Source organism: Lentzea pudingi, assembly GCF_014646255.1.
Lineage (GTDB): Bacteria > Actinomycetota > Actinomycetes > Mycobacteriales > Pseudonocardiaceae > Lentzea > Lentzea pudingi.
Map to the genome: position 1 here is coordinate 532755 of NZ_BMNC01000005.1, position 21074 is coordinate 553828.

The following is a 21074-nucleotide window of genomic DNA, read 5'->3' on the forward strand; positions in this document are numbered from 1 at the left end:
GCCTCTCCCCTAGTACGCGAACGCCAGGGCGCCGTCGTCGGTCTTCTGGGGCAGCACGCCGGGGATCCCGCCTCGGACGTACTTGCGGATCAGGTAGAACTCCACGACCGCCAGCACGCTGTAGACCGTGGTCAGCGCGATGAGCGAGGTCAGGATCTCGCCGGGCGTGGTCTGGCTGACCGCCTGCGCGGTGAACATCCACACCCCGTCCACCCCGCTCGGGTTCGGCACCACCACGAACGGCTGCCGCCCCATCTCGGTGAAGATCCAGCCCGCGCTGTTGGCCAGGAACGGGGTCGCGATGCCGGCCAGGCCGAGAACCGGGAACCACCAGCCGGTGGGCGTCCGGTTCTTCCGGGTGAGCCAGAGCATGAAGACACCGAGGCCGGCCGAGATGCCACCGAACCCGATCATCAACCGGAAACCCCAGTAGGTCACCGGAAGCGCGGGCACGTAGTCGATCGGCTTGCCGCTGAGCTCACCCAGCCGTTCGTCGACGGGGTAGAACTCGCCGTACTTCTCCTGGTACATCGGGACGAGGTCCTGGATGCCCTTGACCTCGCTGGTGAAGTCGTTGTGCGCCAAGAAGCTCAGCAGTGCGGGCACCGTGATGCTCTTGACGTTCTCGCAGTCGGGCCTGGTGACGTCACCGACCGCGAAGATGCTGAAGCTCGCGGGCTGTTCGGTGTGGCACAACGCTTCCGCCGCGGCCATCTTCATCGGCTGCTGCTCGAACATCAGCTTGCCCTGCAGGTCACCGCTGATCGCGAGGACGCTGAACGCGACGACGCCGACCCAGGTGCCGAGCTTGAGCGAGCTGCGCCAGACCTTCTCCTCCTCCGACCTGCGGTGCAGGTGCCACGCGGCGATGCCCACGAGGAACGCGGCCGACACCGCGAACGCACCGGCGATGGTGTGCGGGAAGGCGGCGAGCGTCGTGTTGTTGGTCAGCACGGCCCAGATCGAGGTGAGGCGCGGGCGGCCGTCGTGCATCTCGATGCCGACGGGGTGCTGCATCCACGAGTTGGCGGCGAGGATGAAGTACGCGCTCGCCATCGTCGCGAGGCTGAACGCCCAGGCACAGGCCAGGTGGACCTTCTTCGGCAGCTTGTCCCAGCCGAAGATCCACAGACCGAGGAACGTCGACTCGACGAAGAAGGCGACGATCCCCTCCATCGCGAGCGGAGCGCCGAACACGTCACCGACGAACCGCGAGTAGGCGCTCCAGGCCATGCCGAACTGGAACTCCTGCACGATGCCCGTCACGACGCCCATGGCGAAGTTGATCAGGAGGAGCTTCCCCCAGAACTTCGTCATCTTGTAGTAGCGCTCGTTGCCCGTGCGCACCCACGCGGTCTGCATCCCCGCCACCAGCAGGGAAAGGCCGATCGTCAGCGGCACCATCAGAAAGTGGTAGACGGTGGTGATGCCGAACTGCCACCGCGCGAGTTCGAGTACTTCCACGTCTCCGAGCGTAGGTCTGGATCATGGCCGCTATCAGGTACGACGGTCCCGTCCAGGCTCGGGACCAAGGTCCCGTGCGCGAAGTCACGCCTTGTGGGTGACTTGCGTCGGTTACGATGAGCGCGCCAGAGGGGAGTAGTTCCCACCGGAGTTGTCGGCCGGTGGCGTGGTGATCGACATACTGATCCGCCTTCGCGTGGATCCGGTCCCACACCCGATCTGATCGGGCGAACGAGACCTCCGGCCGGGTTGCAGCATGCCCGGTCGGGGTCTGTTGCGCCTCCGTCCGGGAACGTATTCGGACGTGGAGGACCTCGTGGCCACTTCAATGCTCGCGTTCATCACCGCCTTCGCGGTGGTGTTCCTCGTCGAGCTCCCGGACAAGACCATGGTCGCCACCCTGGTCCTGACCACGCGTTACCGCGCGTGGCCGGTGTTCGTCGGCGTCGTCGCGGCCTTCGCCGTGCAGAGCGTCGTGGCCGCCGCGTTCGGTTCGGCGATCACCCTGCTCCCCGACCGCGTGGTGGCGGGCGTGGTGGCCGCGCTGTTCGGCGTGGGCGCGATCATGTTGCTGCGCGAGGGCTTCTCCCGTGACGAGGACTCGGCCGACGAGGCCGGGACGAGCGCGGCCGTGCCGTTCTGGCGTGCGGCCCTGACGTCGTTCGGCGTGCTGTTCGCGGCCGAGTGGGGCGACGCCTCGCAACTCGCGACCGCCGGCATCACCGCCCGGTACGGGGCACCGCTGGCTGTCGGACTCGGCGCCTGGCTGGCGCTGGTCGCCGTGGCCGGGCTGGCGGTCCTGGTGGGACGCAAGCTCGCCGGGCGGTTGCCGACGCACTGGATCCAGCGGGTGGCCGGGGTGATCTTCGGGGTGTTCGGCGTGATCGCTCTGACGCAGGTCTTCTAGGCCTACCAGACCGGACGGAGCCCTGGCTGGTCCTCGCCGTGGACGTGCCGCAGGTACGCGGCGAGGCCCGACTTGATGGTGGCGAGCGTGTCCGCGCCGATCGCCTCGGCCATCTCGCTCTCGAGGTCGGCCCACAGGTTGTCCGCGAATTTCAGGTAGTCGCGGCCCTTCGTGGTCAGCGTGACGTACTGCGCGCGCTTGTCCGTCGGGTGCGGCTCCCTGAGCACGTAACCCCAGTCGTCCAGCTCGGTGACGATCTTCGCGGCCGCCTGCTTGGTGACGCCGAGGTGCTGTCCGATGTCGACGGTCGTCGCGCGCTTCTCCTTGAGGAACCGGAAGACGTAGCCGTGGGCCGGGCGCAGGGGTTCGAGACCGATCTGGCCGAGCCGGTCGTGGAACTGGTCGCCCAGGGCGCGGTACGTCATCGCCAGCAGCATCGGCACCGGTTCCATCCGCGAGTTCCCTTTTCGAAGTAGACAACTTGGTTGACCTTATTCTAAGGTTAGACAACTTGGTTGACTACTTTGGAGGTTGTCTTGTTGGTGACCGGTGATTCCGCGGTGCTGCACGAGTTCGGTGGCTTCGAGTTCCGCTCGTTGGCCGTGCCGTCGCGCGGCAGTTCGGAGATCGCGCTGTGGACCGTCGACGTGCCCGAAGGCGGCGACGGGACGCCGCATCGGGCGTCAAAGGAGGAGGTGTTCTACGTGCTGTCCGGGTCGGTGACGATCCAGGGGCAGACCGCTGGCGTCGGCGACGCGATCGTGGTGCCGCCGAACACCGAGCTGGCGCTGACCGGCGGGCCGGCGCGGGTGCTGGTGGCCACGTCGGTCGGCATCCAGGGCACGCTGGCGAACGGGCAGACGATCACGCCGCCCTGGTCGGTCTAGTTCGCCGGGGAGCCTTCTTCGCGCGGAGGTTCCGACCCGGTGTCCGGGACCTGTTCGCGCAGGTCGTGGGCGATCTTCTTGGCCTCGTCGATGAGGTGCTGGGATTCCTCGAGGCGGCTCTCGTCCGGCGGCGTGAGATCACCGGTCGGGGCGGCGGCGCGGTTTTCCTCAGGTGCGGTCACGCGTCTGGGATCGGCGGATCCGATGATCGTGAAACCCCGGTCAGCAGGCCGCGGACGTGCGCGGCGAGGCGTTCGGCGATCTCCAGGTCCCACTCGTCGTCGGCTGCCGGTTGCGGGGTCTCGCCCGCGACCACGCGTTCGCCGAGCAGGCGGCGTTCGGCCGGGGTGAAGTCGGTGATGGCTCGGCGCAGCAGGGGCAGGGCGTCGTCGAACGCCTCGCCGCGCAGGCCGCTGAGCCACTCGTCGATGAGGCCGAAGAGACGCGGGTCCGCTGCCAGGAGGGTGGCCGAGCCGCGGAGGAAGCCCGCGACGAAGGCGGTGGCGACGCTTCTGTGCAGGCGGGCGGCCACGTCGTCGCTCGTCAGTTCGCCCGCTTCCCAGAGCAGGCGGGTGGCCCTGCCCGTCGGGAGGCCGTGGGCCTCCGCCTTGACCAGGGCGTGCAGGGCTCGCCACCAGGTCTGCTGGTGCTCGTCGTCGGCCGCCAGGCGGGCAGCCTCGTGGGCGCCGTCGACGACCTGCAGGGCGTGCTCCGCCGTTTCGTCGTCGACGCCACGGCAGGCGATCGGGAGGCCGACCGCTCCTCGGGTGAGCAGGCCGTGCAGGGCGACGCGGAGCAGTTCGGGGTCGGTGCCGCGGACCGAGCCGTAGCGGACCGTCCTCGCCAGGTCCGGGAGGGCGGCCAGGAGTTCGAGGGCGTCGGTGGCGAGGGCCGCGCAGCGGTCGAGTGCCCTGCGGGCCTCGGCGACGGCTTTCGGCAGCTCGCAGCCGACGGACTTGGTGAGGGTCGCGGCCGCGTCGGCCACGCGCTTGGCGTCCTTGGCCGCCTGGGTCAGGACGTTCTCGGCTGCCGTGTGGACGGTGGTGCCGTGGCGGGCGGCGACGGCCACGGACACCGCGAAGATCGGGTCCCAGCGGAGCTGCCACACCTCGGCGAAGGTGCCGAGGGAGTTGGAGTGGTCCGGCTTGCCCCACGGCACGCCCAGAACTTCCAGGCGCTGCAGGAGTTTCGAGCGTTCGCGGTCGGTGTCCTTGCGGAGGTCCAGCTTGAGCTGCTTGGGCTGGACCTCCGCGGGGAGGCGGAGTTTGCGTTGCAGGCGCTGGAGATCCGCGGCCAGCGGGGAGCGCGGAACGGCCTCGCCCACCTCGCCGAGGCGTTCGCCCACCACGAGTTTGCGGTGCACCAGCCGGAGGTGGATCTCCTCGCCGCCGCAGAGGACGGCGAGCGCTGCCTCGTTGACCTCGCTCAGGCCCGCGCTGGGTCGTTCTCTCAGCGCCGCAAGGGTTTCTGCCAGACGGACGGCTTCGACGGCGCTCGCGGTGGAGGCCGGGAGGTCTTCTTCCCTGAGCACCGCCGCGGCTTTCGCGAACCAGCGCGGGACGACGTCGGCCCGGTGCTGCCAGAGGTGCGCGTACCAGCCCGGGGAGTCGACGCCCGCGCCGTAGCCCGACTCGGCGGCCAGCTGGCCGTGGCTCCACGGGACCCAGGTGCCGGAGATCCTGCGGCGGCGCAGGCCTTTGAGCAACGCCGTGTCGGCGGCGACGGTCGGTTTGGTGAGCAACGCCGGTACGTGCCAGGCGCCGCAGACCACGACTATCGGGCCGTCGGTCTCCCTGCGCGCCTTGCGGATCGTCTGGCGCATGAACGCTTCTCGTCTGAGCGTGCGTTCGCCCACTTCGCTTTCGAACTCCGCGCGCACGGCGACCATGGCCTCGGCGATGGCGTTCGCGAGGTCTAGCGGATCGGACGCGCTGTGCTCGACCACGTCCTCCCACCAGCGCTCCGGGTCGTCGAAGCCCGCGGCCTCGGCCAGCAGGCCGATCGGGTCGACGGTGCCGCTCGGGCCGTCGTCGCCGATCGACGCCGCGGCCGGCAGGTCGAAGAAGCGCGCGGGGACACCGTTCTCGCTGGCGTACCTGAGCGCCTGCCACTCCGGGGAGAACTCGGCGAACGGCCAGAACGCCGCGTTCTCCGGCTCGGTCTCGTCGTGCAGCAGGATCGCGACCGGCGGTGTGAGCGCGTGGACGTGTTCGAGCAGCGCGTCCGCTTCCGGCGGCCCCTCGATCAGGATGAGCGCCGGCCTCGTCTGCGCGAGCGCCCGCTCGACCATCCGGGCCGAGCCGGGGCCGTGGTGCCGGATGCCCAGGAGGACCGGCTCAGTCACCGCTGGCGTCCAGGCAGGCGCGGTAGAGGTCACGCCACTCGGCGCGCTCCTTCAGCACCGTCTCCAGGTACTCCTGCCAGACCGTCGCGTCCGACACCCTGTCCTTGATCACGGAGCCGATGAGACCGCTCGCGAGCTCGTCCGCGCCCAGTGTGCCGTCGCCGAAGTGCCCGGCGAGCGCCATGCCGTTCGCGATGACCGAGATCGCCTCGGCCGTGGACAGGCTGCCGCTCGGCTTCTTCAGCTGCGTGCGACCGTCCACGGTGGAACCGTTGCGCAGCTCGCGGAAGATCCGCACGACGCGGCGCACCTCGTCGAGCGCGGGCGGTTCGGCGGGCAGCTGGAGCGCCTTGCCGAGCTGCTGGGCCCGGGTGATGACGATCTCGACCTCGGCGTCCTCGGTCGCGGGCGGCGGCAGCACGACGGTGTTGAAGCGCCGTGCGAGCGCCGACGACATCTGGTTGACGCCCCGGTCGCGGTCGTTGGCCGTCGCGATGACCGTGAAGCCAGGCACGGCCTGGACCTGCGAGTTCAGCTCCGGCACCGGCAGCGACTTCTCGCTGAGGACCGTGATGAACGAGTCCTGCACCTCGGACGGCATGCGTGTCAGCTCTTCGATCCGCACGACCGTGCCCAGCTGCATGCCGCGCATGACCGGACTCGGCACGATCGCGTTCTCGCTCGGGCCCTCGGCGATGAGGCGGGCGTAGTTCCAGCCGTAGCGGACCTGGTCCTCGCTCGTGCCGGCCGTGCCCTGGACCACCAGCGTCGAGTCGCCGCTGATCGCCGCCGCGAGGTGCTCGGACAGCCACGACTTGGCCGTGCCCGGCACACCGACGAGCAGCAACGCCCTGTCCGTGACCAGAGTGCCGACCGCGACCTCGACCAGCCGCCGCGCGCCCACGTACTTCGGCGAGATCACGGTGCCGTCGGGCAGCGTGCCACCCAGGACGTAGGTGACCACGGCCTGCGGGGAGAGGCGCCAGTTGGGCGGCCGCTGCCGGTCGTCCTGGGCCGCGACGGCCTCGAGCTCGGCGGCGTACTGCTGTTCGGCCGTCGGCCTGAGCACGGCGGTCACGGGGCCTCCTGGGGCTCGGGTGGTGCGAAGGACTCGCGAAGGCGGATGCGGAGGCGGAGAACCTCCAGTTCCAGGGAGTTCTCCGGCCAGCGACGGGTCAGAGCCTCCCAGCTCGCGCCGAGCAGGTCCGCGTCACCCCGCGCCAGCAGCACCGACGGCGGACGCCCCGCCCGCCAGCGCGGGTCGGGCAGGGCGGAGTAGCGGTGCATCAGCGCGCGGGTGGTCTCGGCCGACCACGGCGCCGGCAACTGGGCGCAGGCGTGGTCGAGGAGGTCGTAGTGCCAGTTCTTCGACACCGCCACCACCGCCTGCTCGGCGACGGAGGCGGGCAGCGCGGCCAGCATCTCCAGCTGCTCCATGCCGGTCAGCGTCTCGGCGGCGGCGACGGCCCACGGACGCGGGTCCTTCGCGGCGGCGAGCTGGTCGGCGACGCCCCTGAGCAACGCACCGGCCCACGGCCCTCTGCGAAGCATGTCGGCGGCCTTGGCGTCGTCGGCCTTGAGCGTCGACGTCCAGTACGACGGCGGCACGCTGGCGGCCGCGGCCCGGATGCGGCCGGCGACACCCTTCTCGGACCCGTCCCGCATCAGGTCGCGCTGCTCCGCCGCGTCGGCCTGCCCGGTCCACAGCTCGTCCGGCCGGATGTCGAGCCCGTCCGCGGTCAGGCGGAGCCCGTGCCGCAGGCGGTGTGCCGCGCGGGCGCCGAGCCTCGTCGGCCGCAGCTTGCGCAGCAGCCGGAGGGCCTCGTCGTGGACGGCCGCCGCCTTGTCGTCGAGGGCCGCTTCGAGCAGCCGCTCGTCCTGCGGGCCGAGGCCGGTCTCCAGCGCGCTGACGAGCACCTGGCGGTCGGCCGAGCGGCGCGACCGGTGGAACTCCGCTGCGATGAACGCGCCGACCTCGTGCGGATCGGCCTTGCGCCTGCGGCGCAGCGCGCGGACCCGTTGGGCGCTGGGCAGGTCGAGGATCTCCTCGAGCGGCACCTCGTCCACCAGCGGTGTGGCACCGCTCGCCCAGGACCAGCCGGGCCGGGTGTTCGCGAGCCAGCGGCCTCGGGTGCCGAGGACCTCCACGACCGCCGCCCGCAACCCCGGCCGGGCCGTGCCGAGGGCGAGCAGGGCGGGAAGCATGCGGTGCTCGGCCACGACGCCGCCGGCCTTCGCGAGGGCGCACCACTCGGTGAGCAGGACCTCGTCGTCGAGGCTCATGATCGCCTCCAGGACCGCCTTGGCCGCGGGTCTGGGGAGGGTGGCGGACTCGGGTGGGGCGAGCGGCAGCGGCTCGGCTGCCGATTCTTGGGGCAGGGTGGCGCCGAACGCGGCCACGCCGAGGGTGGCGCAGTCGGACAGCAGGGTGGCGGGGTCGCCGCCGCCTCTCGTGGTGCCGATGAGGAGGTCTTGGACGGTCCTGGACCACTCGGCCTTCACGCCGGCACCTCCGCGGTGGGGAGGGGGTGGGCGGGTTCCGGGGTGTGGTGGCGGGTGGCGGGTGGTGCGGGTGAGGGGTGACGGCGGGCGGACGGCGGCACGGCGGTGTCGCGGCTGGAGGAAGGCAGCGCCACCGAGGGGTGGCTGCGCACGGTGAGGGGCGAGGGGGGACGGCAGGCGGGCAGCGGCACGGCGGTGTCGTGGCCAACGCCAGGCAGTGCCGCCGAGGCGTAGCTGCGGACGGCGAAGAGCGCGGGATGGCGATCAGCCGCGGGTGGCGCGGCCGAGCGGTGGCGGCGGATGGTGGGCGGCGCTGCCGGGCGGCGACGGCCGGCAGCAGGCGGTTCGACCGAGACGCCGCGGCGGGCGGCGGGCTGTGCTGCCGAGAGGTGATGGCCGGCGGCAAGCGACGCCCCCGAGGTGCCGCGGCAGGCGAAGAACAGTGTTCGGCGGGGTCGGGAAGGTGCGGGACGGACTGCGGCGGTCATGCCACCACCTCCAGGGTGCCGTCCACCGCGATGGCACCCAGCCGCAGCGCGTGGCCGTCCCACAGCCCCCAGGCGTCGAACGGGACACCACCGGTCAGCGCCAGCGCCATGTCGAGGCCCGTGTCGTCGCGGACCGGCAGCCCGTGGCCGGAGGCGTCGACCAGAGAGGCGCCGTGCAGCCGGACGGAGGCACAGCCGAGGGGGAACAGGCGTTGCCACGGATCGGCCGTCAGCATCGGTTCCAGGGACGCCAGGGACGTGCGCCACGACGGCGGGGCGGGCACCGGGTCCGGGGGCTTCGAGCCCTCCAGGGCGCCCAGGGCCACCCGGTCCGACGCCGGGTAGGGGTGGACGAGGGCCGAGGACTCCAGGCCGTGTGGCAGGAGCGGGACCGGGGCTCCCACCGCGGAGTGGCGGATGGCGACCACCCAGCGGGACGTCTGGCGGCCCCAGCACCACTGGCGGACCGTGCGGACTCGGCCGTCGTCGGTTTCCAGGCGGAGCAGGGCCACCCAGCGGTCCGTGATGCCCGGGGTGGCGCGGACGGTCTCCTCCGGGATCGTCACGCCCAGACGCGACCTGGGCTGCACGAAGCACAGCAGGTGCAGGCCGCCCAGGCGGTCGGCCACGTCGGAGGTCCAGCGCGGGCCCGAGCGGGCGACGATCTCCTGGATCTCTGCGACGGCGGCGGCCACGCCGGGGACCTGGGCGTCGATCATGCGGGCGATGAACGCCTGCCACCACGAGGCCGGGCGACCCGGCAGGGAGGCGATGCCGGCGGAGGCCACGTCGAGCAGCCAGTCGCGCAGGCCCTCGATGCCCGACGACATCGCGTTGGCGCGGTTCGCCGCCGTCTTCTCCCGGGAACGGAGGCGGCGGGCCACCGCCTCGGGGGACGAGTCGAGCTCACGGGCGGCGCGGCGGGCGGTCCACTCCTCCACCCACTCGGGCGGCAGGGCGTCCGGGAGATCCAGTTCCTGCAGGCTGATGGCGTGCTTGCAGGGGAACTTGCGGGACGGGCACGTGCACTTGGCCGAGCCGGCGGCCAGGTCGACGCACACGCGGTACGGAAGGGAGCCGGAGCCCGTGTAGAGGCCCCACAGCACCGGCAGGGCCTTGCCCAGGCCCTGCCAGCGCATCGGAACGGCTCGTGTCCTCACGAGACCAAAGTAGCGAGGACCCCCGACAGAAAATCAGGCCGGACCGCGACGGGCCCACGTCCACGCGTACGCCGGGTCCTCGGAGGCCTCCGCCGCCTCGCCCAGCTCCAGCGGGCGGAACGTGTCCACCATGACCGCGGTCTCGTCGAAGTAGTCCACGCCCAGGGACGCCTCCACCGCTCCCGGCTGCGGCCCGTGCGTGCAGCCGGACGGGTGCAGCGACAGCGAGCCGATGCCGATGCCCGAGCCCTTGCGCGCCTCGTAGTTGCCGCCGACGTAGAACATCAGCTCGTCCGAGTCGACGTTCGCGTGGTTGTACGGCACCGGCACGGACAACGGGTGGTAGTCGACCTTGCGCGGCACGAACGAGCACACGACGAAGTTCGGGCCCTCGAACGTCTGGTGCACGGGCGGCGGCTGGTGCACGCGGCCGGTGATGGGCTCGAAGTCGCGGATGTTGAACGCCCACGGGTACAGGTGCCCGTCCCAGCCGACGACGTCGAACGGGTGGTTCGCGTAGGTGAAGCGCGTGAGGCCCGCACGGTGCCGCACGAGCACGTCGACGTCCTCGCCCTCCACCACCAACGGCTCCTCGGGCCCCCGGATGTCGCGCTCGCAGTACGGCGAGTGCTCCAGGAACTGCCCGGCCTTGGAGAGGTAGCGACGGGGCGGCCCGACGTGCCCGGTCGCCTCCAGCACCAGCAACGACATCGGCGAGGACGGCACGACCCGGTAGGTGCACGAGGTCGGGATCACGACGTAGTCGCCGTCGCCGACCGTCAACGCCCCGTAGATCGTCTCGATGACACCCGAACCGGACTGCACGTACAGCAGCTCGTCACCGAAAGCGTTGCGGTACAGCGGAGATGGCGCAGAAGCAACGACGAAGCCGATGGTCACGTCCGGGTTCCCGAACAGCTTCCGGCGCCCGGTCACCGCGTCGACCTCGTCGGAAGCCCAGGTCAGGTCCTGGGTCTTGAAGTGCCGCGGCTTCAGCGGCAGGTTCGGCGAGACGGTCCCGCGCTCGTCCTTCACCGCCTCCGCGTTGACGATCGCGGTCGGCAGGTACCGGTGGTAGAGCAGGGCCGAATCGGCCGAGAACCCCTCGACCCCCATGAGCTCTTCCGCGTAGAGGCCACCGTCCGGTTTGCGGAACTGGGTGTGGCGCTTTCGGGGGATCTCTCCCACCTGGCGGTAGTAAGCCATGAGTGCTCTCCGAGTCCTTCCAAAGCGTTCGACTATCGGACATCTTTGTTCAGTTGGCGGTACACGGCTAGCGTGTCAGCCGTGTCAAGCGCTGTCGAACTCCGTGCGCCCGGTCCGCGCGGTACTCCGCCCCTGCTCGCGAGGCTTGTGGACGATGCCGCGCTGTTCCCTCCGGGGAACGCGTCGATGCCCGACGCGGTGCGCGGTCACCTCGACGGACGCGTCGGTGACTTCTCCGGCGTCATGGGCCTCTTCCTCTGTCCCGCCTCCCGTCTCGCCGAGCTGATCACCGAGCTCATCAAGGTGAAGCCGGCCAAACCGATCGCTCTCAGCCTCGTGATCGACACCGGCCTCGGCGGCGTGCCGAAGGCCGTGTCGATCGTCGAGAGCAGAAGCGAGCTCCTGGCTCTGCGCATGGTCGAGATGCCCGCACCGTCCGATGTGGACGAGGTGTGGCTCGAGCGCGTGTCGGAGTTCGTCCCCGAGGACGTCATCCGCGTCGTCGAACCCCGCCGCGGCGGTGCCGAGTGGCTCGACGGCGTCCGCCGGGTCATCGAGCACGGCAGCTGGCCCAAGCTGCGCTGCGGCGGTCTCTCCCAGGAGAACTTCCCGAGCGTCGAGGAGGTCGGTGACTTCCTGTCCGTCGTCAGCGGTGGCGGCGTCGCGTTCAAGGCGACGGCGGGCCTGCACAAGGCCGTCCGCTACACCGACGAGCAGGGCTTCACCCACCACGGATTCCTGAACCTCCTCGTGGCCACCGCGCGGTCCCTGAGCGGCCGCGACGTCCGCGAGGCGCTCGCGAGCACCGACGCCGAGGCTCTCACCGCCGAGGCCAAGGCGCTCAGCGACCAGGCCGCGCACGCCGTGCGCGGTGTGTTCGCGAGCTACGGCTCGTGCTCGCTCGCCGAACCTGTCGCCGACCTCGAGGGGCTTGGACTGCTGTGAGCTGGATCAGCGACCCGAACTTCACCGGGGACCAGCCGTTCGGACCGCAGACCCTCCCCTACGGCGTCGTCGACGGGGGCGTGGCCGTCCGCGTCGGCGACCGCGCGTTGCTCCTCAAGAGCCTCGCGCTGGGCAAGTGCAGCGAGTACGTCCAGGAGGACTCGCTCGACCCGCTGCTCGCCGCCGGGAGGCCGGTCTGGAGCGTGCTGCGCGCCAAGCTCAGGGAGATCGTCACGTCGAGCTCGGCCCCCAAGGGCGCGGAGCTCGTCGGCATCGAGACGGCGAAGCTGCCGTTCACGGTCGGCGACTACGTGGACTTCTACAGCAGCAGGCACCACGCGGAGAACGTCGGCAGGATGTTCCGGCCCGACGGCGACGCGCTCACGCCGAACTGGACGCACCTCCCGATCGGCTACCACGGCCGCGCGGGCACGGTGTACGTCTCCGGCACGGAGATCGTCCGCCCGAACGGCCAGAAGCGCGGCAGCGAGGGCCCCAAGTTCGGCCCGTCCGAACGCCTCGACATCGAGGCCGAGGTCGGGTTCGTCTGCGGCGGCCCGAAGGCTGCCAACGTGTCCACGAGCAGGGCGGCCGAGCACGTCTTCGGCGTCGCGCTGGTCAACGACTGGTCGGCGCGCGACATCCAGGCGTGGGAGTACCAGCCGCTCGGCCCGTTCCTCGCCAAGTCGTTCGCCACGTCGATCGGCGCGTGGATCACGCCGCTCGAGGCGTTCTCAGTTGCACGCGTCCCGACGCCGCCGCTGCCGAACAAGCTGCACGACTACCTGACGTGCGACCAGCCCTGGGGCCTGGACATCACGATCACCGTCGAGCTCAACGACACGATCGTCGCGCGACCTCCGTTCCGGGAAATGTCGTGGTCTTTTGTGCAACAGCTGGCGCACATGACGGTGAACGGGGCTACCGTGCGCCCAGGTGATCTGTTCGCCTCCGGCACGGTCTCGGGACCGGAGAAGGACGAGCGCGGCTCGTTCCTCGAACTCAGCTGGGGTGGCAAGGAACCGTTCAAGCTCGACGACGGCTCCACGAGGTCTTTCCTGGAGGACGGCGACACGGTCAAGCTGACCGCGACGGCTCCCGGTGAGAAGGGCTCCGTGGTCGGTCTCGCCGAGGTGGTGGGAACAGTTCGGAGTGCGTGATGGTCGGAGCGACGAAGGAGAGCTCGCTGACCCTGGAAAGGGGTCTGGCGCTGCTCCAGGCGGTCGCTGAGGCGGAGTCCGAGGCACCGTCGATCTCGGAGCTCGCCAACGCCATCGGCGCGTCCAGGGCAGCCGTGTACCGGCTTCTCGTGCCGCTGCAGGCGCGCGGTCTCGTGCGCCGGGAGGGCTCGAAGGTCAGGCTCGGCCTGGGCGTGCTGCGCCTCGCCTCCAACGTCCTCCCCCAGCTGCGGATGGCGGCGAACCCCGCTCTGCGCGAGCTCGCGGAGAAGGTCGGCGCCACCGCGCACCTCACGGTCGCGGACGGCACCGAGGCCCAGGCCGTCGCCGTCGTCGAACCGTCGTGGACCGCTTTCCACGTGGCGTACCGGGTGGGCTCACGTCATCCGGTGCACCGCGGGGCGGCGGGCAAGGCCATCTCGCAGCCCGGCGAGGCCTGGGTGGTCTCGGCCGGTGAGCTGCAGCCGAACGCGTACGGCGTGGCGGCACCGGTGCGTGGCGTGCCGGGCCTCAGGGCGTCGGTCGGCGTCGTGGCACTGGAGAAGCTCGACGCGGACATCGTCGGCCCTCAGGTCGTGCGTGCGGCCGAAGAAGTGGCGGCAGCGCTCAAATGACCGAAGAGCGGCTACGGCGCTGGCGGTTGCTCCTGGGCCCGAGCGCGGAAGACGTGTCCGAACTCGGCGAGGACGACCAACGGCGTGATGGCGCGCTCACGGGTCTCTACGGCGGTGGCGGCGATCGCGGTGCCGGCCTCGGCGCCAGTTCCCCGCAGCTGCACCGCTGGCTCGGCGACGTCCGCAAGTACTTCCCCACGTCCGTCGTGCAGGTCATGCAACGGGACGCGGTCGAGAAGCTCGGCCTGAAGCAGCTGCTGCTCGAACCCGAACTGCTCCAGTCGGTCGAGCCGGACGTGAACCTCGTCAGCACCCTGCTGCAGCTCTCCCGCGCGATCCCCACCCGCACCCGCGACACCGCGAAGGCCGTGGTGCGCAAGGTGGTCGAGGACATCGAGAAGCGGCTGCAGGACCGGCTCGTCGAGGCCGTGCGCGGCGCCGTCGACCGGTCGAAGCGCACCCGCCGGCCGCAGCTGCAGGACGTCGACTGGGCGACGACGATCCGCGCGAACCTCAAGAACTACCAGCCACAGCACAAGACCGTGATCGTCGAGGACCTGATCGGGCACCGCAGGCGCAGCCGGTCCGCGGCGATGCGGGACGTCATCCTGCTCGTCGACCAGTCCGGTTCCATGGCGGAGTCCCTGGTGCACGCGGCGGTCCTGGGTTCGGCGCTCGCGAGCATCCGGTCGATCTCGACGAAGCTCGTCGTGTTCGACACCGAGGTCGCCGACCTGACCGACCAGCTCAGCGACCCGGTCGACCTGCTGTTCAGCGCCCAGCTCGGCGGCGGCACGGACATCAACCGCGCGGTCGCCTACGCGCAGACCCAGGTTCGCAGGCCCACCGACACGGTCGTCGTGATCATCAGCGACCTCTACGAGGGCGGGTCGGAGACCGAGCTGCAGCGCCGGGTCCGCGAACTGGTCGCGAGCGGCGTCACGGTCGTGAACCTGTTGGCGCTCAGCGACTCCGGCACACCCGCGTACGACCACGAACTGGCCGCGAAGCTGCACGCACTGGGCGCACCCGCGTTCGCCTGCACGCCGGACAAGTTCCCCGAACTGCTGGCGGCCGCGCTGCGCAAGGACGACCTCACGCAGTGGGCCGAAGCCGAAGGCATCGCGACGGGCGGCCGCTAGCGGTCGATCACGCGGCCGCGCGTGAGGAACGCGAGCCCGCGCGTCATCGCGACGACGCGCCCGCGCTCGTCGGGACCCGCGATCCAGATCCGCCCGGTGTGCCGCACCAGAACCCGCGCCCGTTCGGGGAGTTCGGGCAGCCGCAGGTTCTTCTCCGAGTCCTCGACCCGCAGGTACGCCTGCCGCCCGATGCGCCGGCCCGCCACGAAGGCCACCGACACCGGACGCCACGGGAACCGCTCGATCAGCTCGAGGGTGCCGCGGCGCGTGAGGAAGTGCCGCAACCCCGGTGCGGCCAGTTCCAGCACCACCGGCACGGACAGCACGGTGAGCCAGATCCAGCCGATGAAGAGCACGACGCCGAGGACCGCCAGCGCGAAGAAGATGTGCCCGACCGCGCGCCGGTCCGCCCGCGCGAGACAGGTGTCGCTCCAGTTCTCGATGATCATCATCTGTGCACGCGTGCCGGGATCAACCGCGGTACTCCTCGGAACGTGACGAAGGTGTTGCCGGCGGAATCCGGTGGCACGAACCACACACGCCGATGACGCGCGATCCGTCCGCGCAGCAGAGGACCGACGCTCAAGGTCAGCAACAGAGGCGGTGACGACAACACGACCAGACGCCCTCCTTCCCACTGCACATGAGCGAAATGCCACGGTTCACCTTCCGGTAAACGCACCGGACTCTTTCGTGTCACCCACCAGAGCACGGCCGCGGCGAAGAAGAGCAGAACGAGCGCCACCGGTGAGGACCACGACCACACCAGTACCAGAACGAACTGGAGCGCGAAGGCCGCGCCGGCGAGCAGCGTCCACACGAGGGCGCGGCGGCTCGCCCGGTCCACGCAGTGCCGGGTCCACCGATCGTCGAGCGCCTCCACCTCGGTGGACGGCTTGTTGGGCACGACCACCCGTCCAAGGTACAGGTGGTGCTTCCCATGACGAGCGAAGCTAAGTTAGGCTTGCCTAACCTTTGAGGAGGTGGAGTGGTGACCGACACCCAGACCAAGCGCCCACCGGCGCCGCACGCCGCGGAGCGCGCCCGCACGATCGCGGCTCGCCACGGTTCCGCCGCGCTGCTTCCTCAGTCCGGATCCCGCACCAGCCCGTTGTTCCACCACGTGCACCCGTGCGGCACCACGATCCTGCTGCTCGCCGACGAACACCCGCTGGTGGCACAGCTGTGGCAGGCCCCTCGGGCCGAGGTGACGGCGATGCTGGAGATCGCCGACCAGGCCCCCGTGCAGCTGCGCGAACCCGTCCGCGGCCTGCTCTGGCTGACCGGCTGGGTCTCCGCGCTGGACGGGGAGGAGGCGCGCGAGGAGGTCCTCGCCGTCGCCGACGTACGCCCGGACCACCGGCTGCTCGACGCGGGTCACGGCGCCTCGGTGCTGCGGCTCACGCCCGCGTCGATGGTGATCGCGGACGCCGAGGGCACGTCGTCGATCAGGCCGGAGCAGTTCGCGAGCGCGGCGCCGGACCCGTTCTGCCGCAACGAGGACCACTGGTTGCGGCACCTGGAGTCCGCGCACAGCGACGTCGTCGGCCAGCTCGCGCGGCACCTGCCGGAGGAGCTGCAGGCGGGCCACGTGCGGCCGCTCGGGCTCGACCGGTTCGGGCTGCGGCTGCGGGTCGAGGCGGAGTGCGAGGACCACGACGTGCGGATCGCGTTCTCTCAGCCGGTCAGCACTCCCCAGGAACTCGCCGCGGAGCTGCGGCGGTTGATGGGCTGCCCGTTCCTCTCGCAGAGGTAGCGTCACGCGGGTGATCGAACCTGCGGTGATCCCGGACGCCGAGAAGCGCGGTTACCAGCTCGAACTGCTGATCGTCTTCAGCATGACGCTCGGGCTGTCCGGCCTGCGCAGTCTCGTGCGGCTGATCGACAGCCTGCTGCAGCCGACGCCGCTCAACCAGCAGTCCGTCGCGATCAACGTCCCGCAGGCGCGCGCCGACCTGCTGGACCTCGTGGCGCAGCTGCTGGGTGTGCTGCAGCTCGCCGCGTGGGGCGGCATCGGGCTGTACCTGTTGTGGCGCACGGGCATCAAGCTGCGCGTCATCGGGCTCGACGGCACCCGCAAGCTCGCGGACTCGCTGGGCGCCCTGGGGCTGGCCGCGGTCATCGGCATCCCGGGGCTGGGCCTGTACTTCGCCGCCTGGGCGCTCGGGCTGAACCTCGCCGTCCAGCCGTCCACTTTGGACAACCAGTGGTGGATGAGCGTGGCGTTGATCCTCGCGGCGGCCGGCAACGCGTGGGCGGAGGAGGTGCTCGTCGTCGGATACCTGATCACGCGGTTGCAGCAGCTCGGCTGGCGGCAGTACACGGCGTTGGTCGCGGCGGCCGTGCTGCGCGGGTCGTACCACCTCTACCAGGGCTTCGGCGGGTTCGTCGGCAACGTGGTGATGGGCCTGGTGTTCGGGTTCTACTGGCAGCGGACCAAACGGTTGTGGCCGTTGGTGATCGCCCACACCATCCTGGACGTCGTCGCGTTCGTGGGCTACACAATGTTGCGCGGCAAAGTGAGCTGGTTGCCCTAACGATTCGAGGGTGGCGCTCGATTCTGCCCGTGATTCGTTGCGATTTATGGCTCACAAGCGGCGATTTGTGCTGTTCGGGGTTACGCTCGATCGGTGACTGCGCACACGATCGCTGAGACCGAAGCACTTCCGGACGCCGCGCCCCGCGTGGACAGCGAGGTCGGCCCCTTGCGCACGGTGCTGCTGCACCGGCCGGGCAACGAGCTCAAGAGGCTCACCCCGCGCAACAACGACCAGCTGCTGTTCGACGGCGTGCCGTGGGTGGGCCGCGCCCAGGAGGAGCACGACGCGTTCGCCGCGACGCTGACCTCCCGCGGTGTCGAGGTCCTGCTGCTGGCCGACGTGCTGGTGCAGGCCCTGGAGGACAACCGCGCGCGCATCGCGGGCATCCACAGCGCGGTCAACGAGCGCCGCCTCGGCATCGACCTGGCCGACGCGCTGCGCAGCCACCTCACGTCGCTCGAGGCGCCGCAGCTCGCGCAGGTGCTGATGACCGGCATGACGTTCGAGGAGCTGCCGGCCGCCGAGGGCGCGTCGCTGGTGCGCAAGATGCACCTGCCGATCGACTTCGCCGTCGACCCGCTGCCGAACCTGCTCTTCACCCGCGACTCGTCGGTGTGGGTCGGCGACCGCGTGGCCATCACCTCCCTCGCGCTGCCCGCCCGTGACCGCGAAACGACGCTGACCGACCTGATCTACGCCTACCACCCCCGGTTCCGCCGCACGGGCCGTGCGTACGGCGCGCACTCGGCCCCGTTGGAGGGCGGCGACGTGCTGCTGCTCGCCCCCGGCGTGATCGCCATCGGCGTCGGCGAGCGCACCACCCCGGCGGGCGCGGAGTCGTTCGCACGGTCCGCGCTGGCCGACGGCCTCGCACACACGGTGCTGGCGGTGCCGATCGAGCAGGAACGCGCCACGATGCACCTCGACACCGTCTGCACGATGGTCGACCGCGACGCCGTGGTGATGTACCCGGCGATCCGCCACACGCTGACGGCCTACCCGCTGCGCGCCGACGGCAACGGTGGCGTGCGGGTCGACGGCCCCGTGCCGTTCCTGGAGGCGGCGGCCGAGGCGATGGGCATCGAACGGCTGCGCGTGATCGACACCGGCCTCGACATCGTCACCGCCGAGCGCGAGCAGTGGGACGACGGCAACAACACGCTCGCCGTGGCCCCTGGTCTCGTCGTGGCGTACGAGCGCAACGTCGAGACGAACGCGCGCCTGGAGGACCAGGGCGTCGAGGTGCTGCGGATCGCCGGTTCGGAGCTCGGTTCCGGCCGCGGCGGACCCCGTTGCATGTCGTGCCCGATTGACCGCGCGCCATTGGTGTAGATCGTTAGGAATGCCTAACCTTTGTTTGGTTCGCCTTTCCAAACAAAGGTTAGCTTTTCCTGGAATGCAGTTGCAACCGTTTTGGGTTAACGTACTCTTCATGGCCTCGAACGTGAAGAAGATCCTGTCCGGAAAGTCGAGCTTCCACGAGCTGCTCCGCGCCCAGGTCGGCAACGAGTTCTCCGCTTCGCAGCAGTACATCGCGCTCGCCGTGTGGTTCGACAACGAGGACCTCCCGCGCCTCGCGTCGCACTTCTACAAGCAGGCTCTCGAAGAGCGCAACCACGCGATGATGATCGTCCGGTTCCTCATGGACAACGACATCGCGGTGGCAATTCCCGGCGTCGAGGTGCCGCTGAACGAGTTCAAGTCCCCGCGTGATCTCGTCGCCCTGGCCCTGGCCCAGGAGCAGCAGGTCACCGCCCAGATCATCGCGCTCGCGAAGGCCGCTCGCGAGGAGAGCGACTACATCGGCGAGCAGTTCATGCAGTGGTTCCTGAAGGAGCAGGTCGAGGAGGTCTCCTCGATGAAGACGCTGCTCACGATCATGGACCGCGCGGACGGCAACATGTTCTACGTGGAGACGTTCCTGACCCGCGAAAGCGTGGGCGACGAGGGTGCCGACGCCGGCGCCCCGACCGCTGCGGGCGGCGCGCTCTGATCTATTCTTCGCACGATTGAGTGCCTGATCACAAAGGACCGCCTGCCCCCTCCGGGTCAGGCGGTCCTTTCAGTTGTTGAGCCGAGCCGCCTGCCGGGTGAGGTATTCCCGCTCGGCGAGGTTCGACGCTTTCCCGGCCGCCTCGACGTAGAGCTTCGCGGCCGTTCGCCGGTCACCGTCGCGCTCGTGGAGGTATGCCGCCACGGCGGAGTAGCGGGGCAGGGATTCGTCCAGTTCCGCCAACGCTTTCAGCCCCGCGCGCGGTCCGTCGGCCTCCCCCACGGCGACCGCCCGGTTCAGCCGGACGACGGGACTGTCCGTCAGCTTCGCGAGCTCGTCGTACCACTCCACGATCTGCACCCAGTCGGTCTCCTCGGCCGCGGGCGCGTCCGCGTGCAGCGCCGCGATCGCCGCCTGCGCCTGGAACTCCCCCAGCCGGTCGCGCGCGAGCGCCGCCTGCAGGACCTCGACGCCCTCGGCGATCAGCGTCGTGTCCCACTTCGCGCGGTCCTGCTCGGCCAGCGGCACCAGCCTGCCGCCGTCCGTCCGGGACGCGCGGCGGGCGTGGTGCAGGAGCATCAGCGCGAGCAGCCCGGCGACCTCGGGGTGGTCGATCCCGCCCGCGAGCAGCCGGGTGAGCCGGATGGCCTCGGCGGCCAGGTCGACGTCGCCCGAGTAGCCCTCGTTGAAGACCAGGTAGAGCACGCGCAGCACGGTGGCGACGTCGCCGGGTTGGTCGAACCGCACATCTCCGATGGTCTTCTTGGCCCGGCTGATGCGCTGGGCCATCGTCGCCTCGGGCACCAGGTAGGCCTGCGCGATCTGCCGCGTGGTCAGCCCGCCGACGGCCCGGAGCGTGAGTGCGACGGCCGACGACGGCGTGAGCGACGGATGCGCGCACAGGAAGTAGAGCTGCAACGTGTCGTCGGCGTCCGACGCGGGCCCCTGCTCGGGTTCGGCGTCGACGAGGTCCTCACGCCGGCGCCGGGCCGTCTCCGCTCTCGTGGCGTCGAGGAACTTGCGCCAGGCCGCCGTGACCAGCCACCCCTTCGGGTCCCGCGGCGGATCCACCGGCCACACGCGGACAGCCTCGACCAGCGCGTCCTGCACGGCGTCCTCGGCCGCCGCGAAGTCGGCCCCGCGACGGACGAGGATGCCGAGTACGGCCGGCGTGAGGCTCCTGACCAGCGCCTCGTCCACCCGTCACTCCGTGATCGTCGGCGCGCTGCCGTAGAGCGGACGGATCTCCAGCCACTCGTGGATGGGCTTGCCGTCCTTGCCCGGCGCCGCCGACAACTCCGCCGCCAGCTCGAGAGCGCGCTCGTAGGTGTCGGTGTCGATGATCATCCAGCCCGCGATGAGGTCCTTCGTCTCCGCGAACGGCCCGTCGGTGACCGGCGGGCGCCCCTCCCCGTCGTAGCGGACCCAGGTGCCCTCCTGCTCCAGCGCCTGGCCGTCGACGAACTCACCGGTGGTCTTGAGCTTCTCCGCGAAGTCGTTCATGTACTGGATGTGCGCGGTGATCTCGTCGGGCGTCCACTGGTCCATCGGCACGTCGTTGGCCGGGGCAGGGGCGCCGCGGTAGTGCTTGAGCAGCAGGTACTTCGCCATCTCGGGTGTCTCCCTCGGGTGCGGTCGCGACCCATCCTGGTCGCTTTCACGACGGGGACGGAGCCGAAACGCGGATCTCGACATGGCGAGCCG

Annotated in this window: 22 protein-coding genes; 10 read left to right on the plus strand and 12 right to left on the minus strand. The window is 70.6% G+C overall.

Annotated features, from left to right (window positions below; genetic code table 11):
- Positions 1–9: 9 nt before the first annotated feature.
- On the minus strand, positions 10–1464 hold the full coding sequence (locus IEY88_RS21390; RefSeq protein WP_189156538.1) for a cytochrome ubiquinol oxidase subunit I: 1455 nt from the start codon (positions 1462–1464) through the stop codon (positions 10–12).
- A 328-nt stretch (positions 1465–1792) separates the two neighbouring features.
- Here IEY88_RS21390 and IEY88_RS21395 point away from each other — a divergent pair, with 328 nt between their 5' ends.
- Positions 1793–2371 carry a TMEM165/GDT1 family protein gene (locus IEY88_RS21395; RefSeq protein ID WP_189156671.1) on the plus strand — a complete coding sequence of 193 codons (579 nt, stop codon included), beginning with the start codon at positions 1793–1795 and terminating at the stop codon, positions 2369–2371.
- 2 nt (positions 2372–2373) lie between these two features.
- Here IEY88_RS21395 and IEY88_RS21400 read toward each other — a convergent pair whose 3' ends face one another.
- Positions 2374–2823 (minus strand): MarR family winged helix-turn-helix transcriptional regulator, encoded by a 450-nt coding sequence (locus IEY88_RS21400; RefSeq protein WP_229693603.1) that lies wholly within the window; start codon positions 2821–2823, stop codon positions 2374–2376.
- Between the two features lie 90 nt (positions 2824–2913).
- On the opposite strand from IEY88_RS21400, the gene IEY88_RS21405 reads away from it, so the two are divergent.
- Positions 2914–3258, plus strand: a complete 345-nt coding sequence (locus IEY88_RS21405; RefSeq protein ID WP_229693604.1) for a cupin domain-containing protein — start codon at positions 2914–2916, stop codon at positions 3256–3258.
- On the opposite strand, the gene IEY88_RS21410 is transcribed toward IEY88_RS21405, so the two are convergent.
- From IEY88_RS21410 to IEY88_RS21435, 6 genes are all read right to left on the minus strand, one after another.
- On the minus strand, positions 3255–3440 hold the full coding sequence (locus IEY88_RS21410) for a hypothetical protein (RefSeq protein WP_189156540.1): 186 nt from the start codon (positions 3438–3440) through the stop codon (positions 3255–3257). The two genes, IEY88_RS21405 and IEY88_RS21410, sit on opposite strands and share 4 nt — an antisense overlap.
- Positions 3437–5602, minus strand: coding sequence for a DUF5682 family protein (locus tag IEY88_RS21415; protein WP_189156541.1), 2166 nt, complete (start codon positions 5600–5602; stop codon positions 3437–3439). The genes IEY88_RS21410 and IEY88_RS21415 overlap by 4 nt, the downstream gene beginning before the upstream one ends.
- Positions 5595–6680 (minus strand): ATP-binding protein, encoded by a 1086-nt coding sequence (locus IEY88_RS21420; RefSeq protein WP_229693605.1) that lies wholly within the window; start codon positions 6678–6680, stop codon positions 5595–5597. The genes IEY88_RS21415 and IEY88_RS21420 overlap by 8 nt, the downstream gene beginning before the upstream one ends.
- Positions 6677–8281 carry a DUF5691 domain-containing protein gene (locus IEY88_RS21425; RefSeq protein WP_444543336.1) on the minus strand — a complete coding sequence of 535 codons (1605 nt, stop codon included), beginning with the start codon at positions 8279–8281 and terminating at the stop codon, positions 6677–6679. The genes IEY88_RS21420 and IEY88_RS21425 overlap by 4 nt, the downstream gene beginning before the upstream one ends.
- Before the next feature lie 307 nt (positions 8282–8588).
- Positions 8589–9752, minus strand: a complete 1164-nt coding sequence (locus tag IEY88_RS21430) for an SWIM zinc finger family protein (protein WP_189156543.1) — start codon at positions 9750–9752, stop codon at positions 8589–8591.
- A 33-nt stretch (positions 9753–9785) separates the two neighbouring features.
- On the minus strand, positions 9786–10958 hold the full coding sequence (locus IEY88_RS21435) for a homogentisate 1,2-dioxygenase (protein WP_189156544.1): 1173 nt from the start codon (positions 10956–10958) through the stop codon (positions 9786–9788).
- Between the two features lie 81 nt (positions 10959–11039).
- Here IEY88_RS21435 and IEY88_RS21440 point away from each other — a divergent pair, with 81 nt between their 5' ends.
- The 4 genes from IEY88_RS21440 to IEY88_RS21455 are packed head-to-tail and all read left to right on the plus strand — an operon-like array spanning position 11040 to position 14837.
- Positions 11040–11903, plus strand: coding sequence for a hypothetical protein (locus IEY88_RS21440; RefSeq protein WP_189156545.1), 864 nt, complete (start codon positions 11040–11042; stop codon positions 11901–11903).
- On the plus strand, positions 11900–13063 hold the full coding sequence (locus tag IEY88_RS21445) for a fumarylacetoacetate hydrolase family protein (RefSeq protein WP_189156546.1): 1164 nt from the start codon (positions 11900–11902) through the stop codon (positions 13061–13063). The genes IEY88_RS21440 and IEY88_RS21445 overlap by 4 nt, the downstream gene beginning before the upstream one ends.
- Positions 13063–13695 carry an IclR family transcriptional regulator gene (locus tag IEY88_RS21450; protein WP_189156547.1) on the plus strand — a complete coding sequence of 211 codons (633 nt, stop codon included), beginning with the start codon at positions 13063–13065 and terminating at the stop codon, positions 13693–13695. The genes IEY88_RS21445 and IEY88_RS21450 overlap by 1 nt, the downstream gene beginning before the upstream one ends.
- A complete protein-coding gene (locus IEY88_RS21455) occupies positions 13692–14837 on the plus strand; it encodes a VWA domain-containing protein (RefSeq protein WP_189156548.1) in 1146 nt (381 codons plus the stop codon). Before IEY88_RS21450 ends, IEY88_RS21455 begins: the two co-directional genes overlap by 4 nt.
- On the opposite strand, the gene IEY88_RS21460 is transcribed toward IEY88_RS21455, so the two are convergent.
- Complete coding sequence (locus tag IEY88_RS21460; protein WP_189156549.1) at positions 14834–15289, minus strand: hypothetical protein; 456 nt, start codon at positions 15287–15289, stop codon at positions 14834–14836. The genes IEY88_RS21455 and IEY88_RS21460 overlap by 4 nt on opposite strands.
- Positions 15286–15720: a hypothetical protein gene (locus IEY88_RS21465; protein WP_229693606.1), complete on the minus strand. Its 435-nt coding sequence runs from the start codon at positions 15718–15720 to the stop codon at positions 15286–15288. The genes IEY88_RS21460 and IEY88_RS21465 overlap by 4 nt, the downstream gene beginning before the upstream one ends.
- 108 nt (positions 15721–15828) lie before the next feature.
- Between IEY88_RS21465 and IEY88_RS21470 the strand changes: the two genes are divergently transcribed.
- The 4 genes from IEY88_RS21470 (at position 15829) to IEY88_RS21485 (ending at position 19370) form a co-directional block, all read left to right on the plus strand.
- Positions 15829–16593: a DUF2470 domain-containing protein gene (locus IEY88_RS21470; protein WP_189156550.1), complete on the plus strand. Its 765-nt coding sequence runs from the start codon at positions 15829–15831 to the stop codon at positions 16591–16593.
- 82 nt (positions 16594–16675) lie between these two features.
- Positions 16676–17374 carry a CPBP family intramembrane glutamic endopeptidase gene (locus tag IEY88_RS21475; protein ID WP_189156675.1) on the plus strand — a complete coding sequence of 233 codons (699 nt, stop codon included), beginning with the start codon at positions 16676–16678 and terminating at the stop codon, positions 17372–17374.
- Between the two features lie 147 nt (positions 17375–17521).
- The gene (locus IEY88_RS21480; RefSeq protein ID WP_189156676.1) at positions 17522–18709 is read left to right on the plus strand and encodes an arginine deiminase; all 1188 of its coding nucleotides are present in this window, start codon (positions 17522–17524) and stop codon (positions 18707–18709) included.
- A gap of 100 nt (positions 18710–18809) precedes the next feature.
- A complete protein-coding gene (locus tag IEY88_RS21485; RefSeq protein ID WP_189156551.1) occupies positions 18810–19370 on the plus strand; it encodes a ferritin in 561 nt (186 codons plus the stop codon).
- A gap of 69 nt (positions 19371–19439) precedes the next feature.
- On the opposite strand, the gene IEY88_RS21490 is transcribed toward IEY88_RS21485, so the two are convergent.
- Both IEY88_RS21490 and IEY88_RS21495 read right to left on the minus strand, forming a co-directional pair.
- Positions 19440–20570 carry an RNA polymerase sigma factor gene (locus IEY88_RS21490; RefSeq protein WP_189156552.1) on the minus strand — a complete coding sequence of 377 codons (1131 nt, stop codon included), beginning with the start codon at positions 20568–20570 and terminating at the stop codon, positions 19440–19442.
- A gap of 3 nt (positions 20571–20573) precedes the next feature.
- Positions 20574–20981, minus strand: a complete 408-nt coding sequence (locus IEY88_RS21495; RefSeq protein ID WP_189156553.1) for a YciI family protein — start codon at positions 20979–20981, stop codon at positions 20574–20576.
- Positions 20982–21074 lie beyond the last annotated feature (93 nt).

Excerpts from the sequence above, each read along its gene's own strand:
- IEY88_RS21450 (WP_189156547.1), top strand. The coding sequence starts at position 13,063 with ATGGTCGGAGCGACGAAGGAGAGCTCGCTGACCCTGGAAAGGGGTCTG.
- IEY88_RS21395 (WP_189156671.1), top strand. The coding sequence starts at position 1,793 with ATGCTCGCGTTCATCACCGCCTTCGCGGTGGTGTTCCTCGTCGAGCTC.
- IEY88_RS21400 (WP_229693603.1), bottom strand. The coding sequence starts at position 2,823 with ATGGAACCGGTGCCGATGCTGCTGGCGATGACGTACCGCGCCCTGGGC.
- IEY88_RS21485 (WP_189156551.1), top strand. The coding sequence starts at position 18,810 with ATGGCCTCGAACGTGAAGAAGATCCTGTCCGGAAAGTCGAGCTTCCAC.
- IEY88_RS21495 (WP_189156553.1), bottom strand. The coding sequence starts at position 20,981 with ATGGCGAAGTACCTGCTGCTCAAGCACTACCGCGGCGCCCCTGCCCCG.
- IEY88_RS21455 (WP_189156548.1), top strand. The coding sequence starts at position 13,692 with ATGACCGAAGAGCGGCTACGGCGCTGGCGGTTGCTCCTGGGCCCGAGC.
- IEY88_RS21435 (WP_189156544.1), bottom strand. The coding sequence starts at position 10,958 with ATGGCTTACTACCGCCAGGTGGGAGAGATCCCCCGAAAGCGCCACACC.
- IEY88_RS21460 (WP_189156549.1), bottom strand. The coding sequence starts at position 15,289 with ATGATGATCATCGAGAACTGGAGCGACACCTGTCTCGCGCGGGCGGAC.
- IEY88_RS21475 (WP_189156675.1), top strand. The coding sequence starts at position 16,676 with ATGACGCTCGGGCTGTCCGGCCTGCGCAGTCTCGTGCGGCTGATCGAC.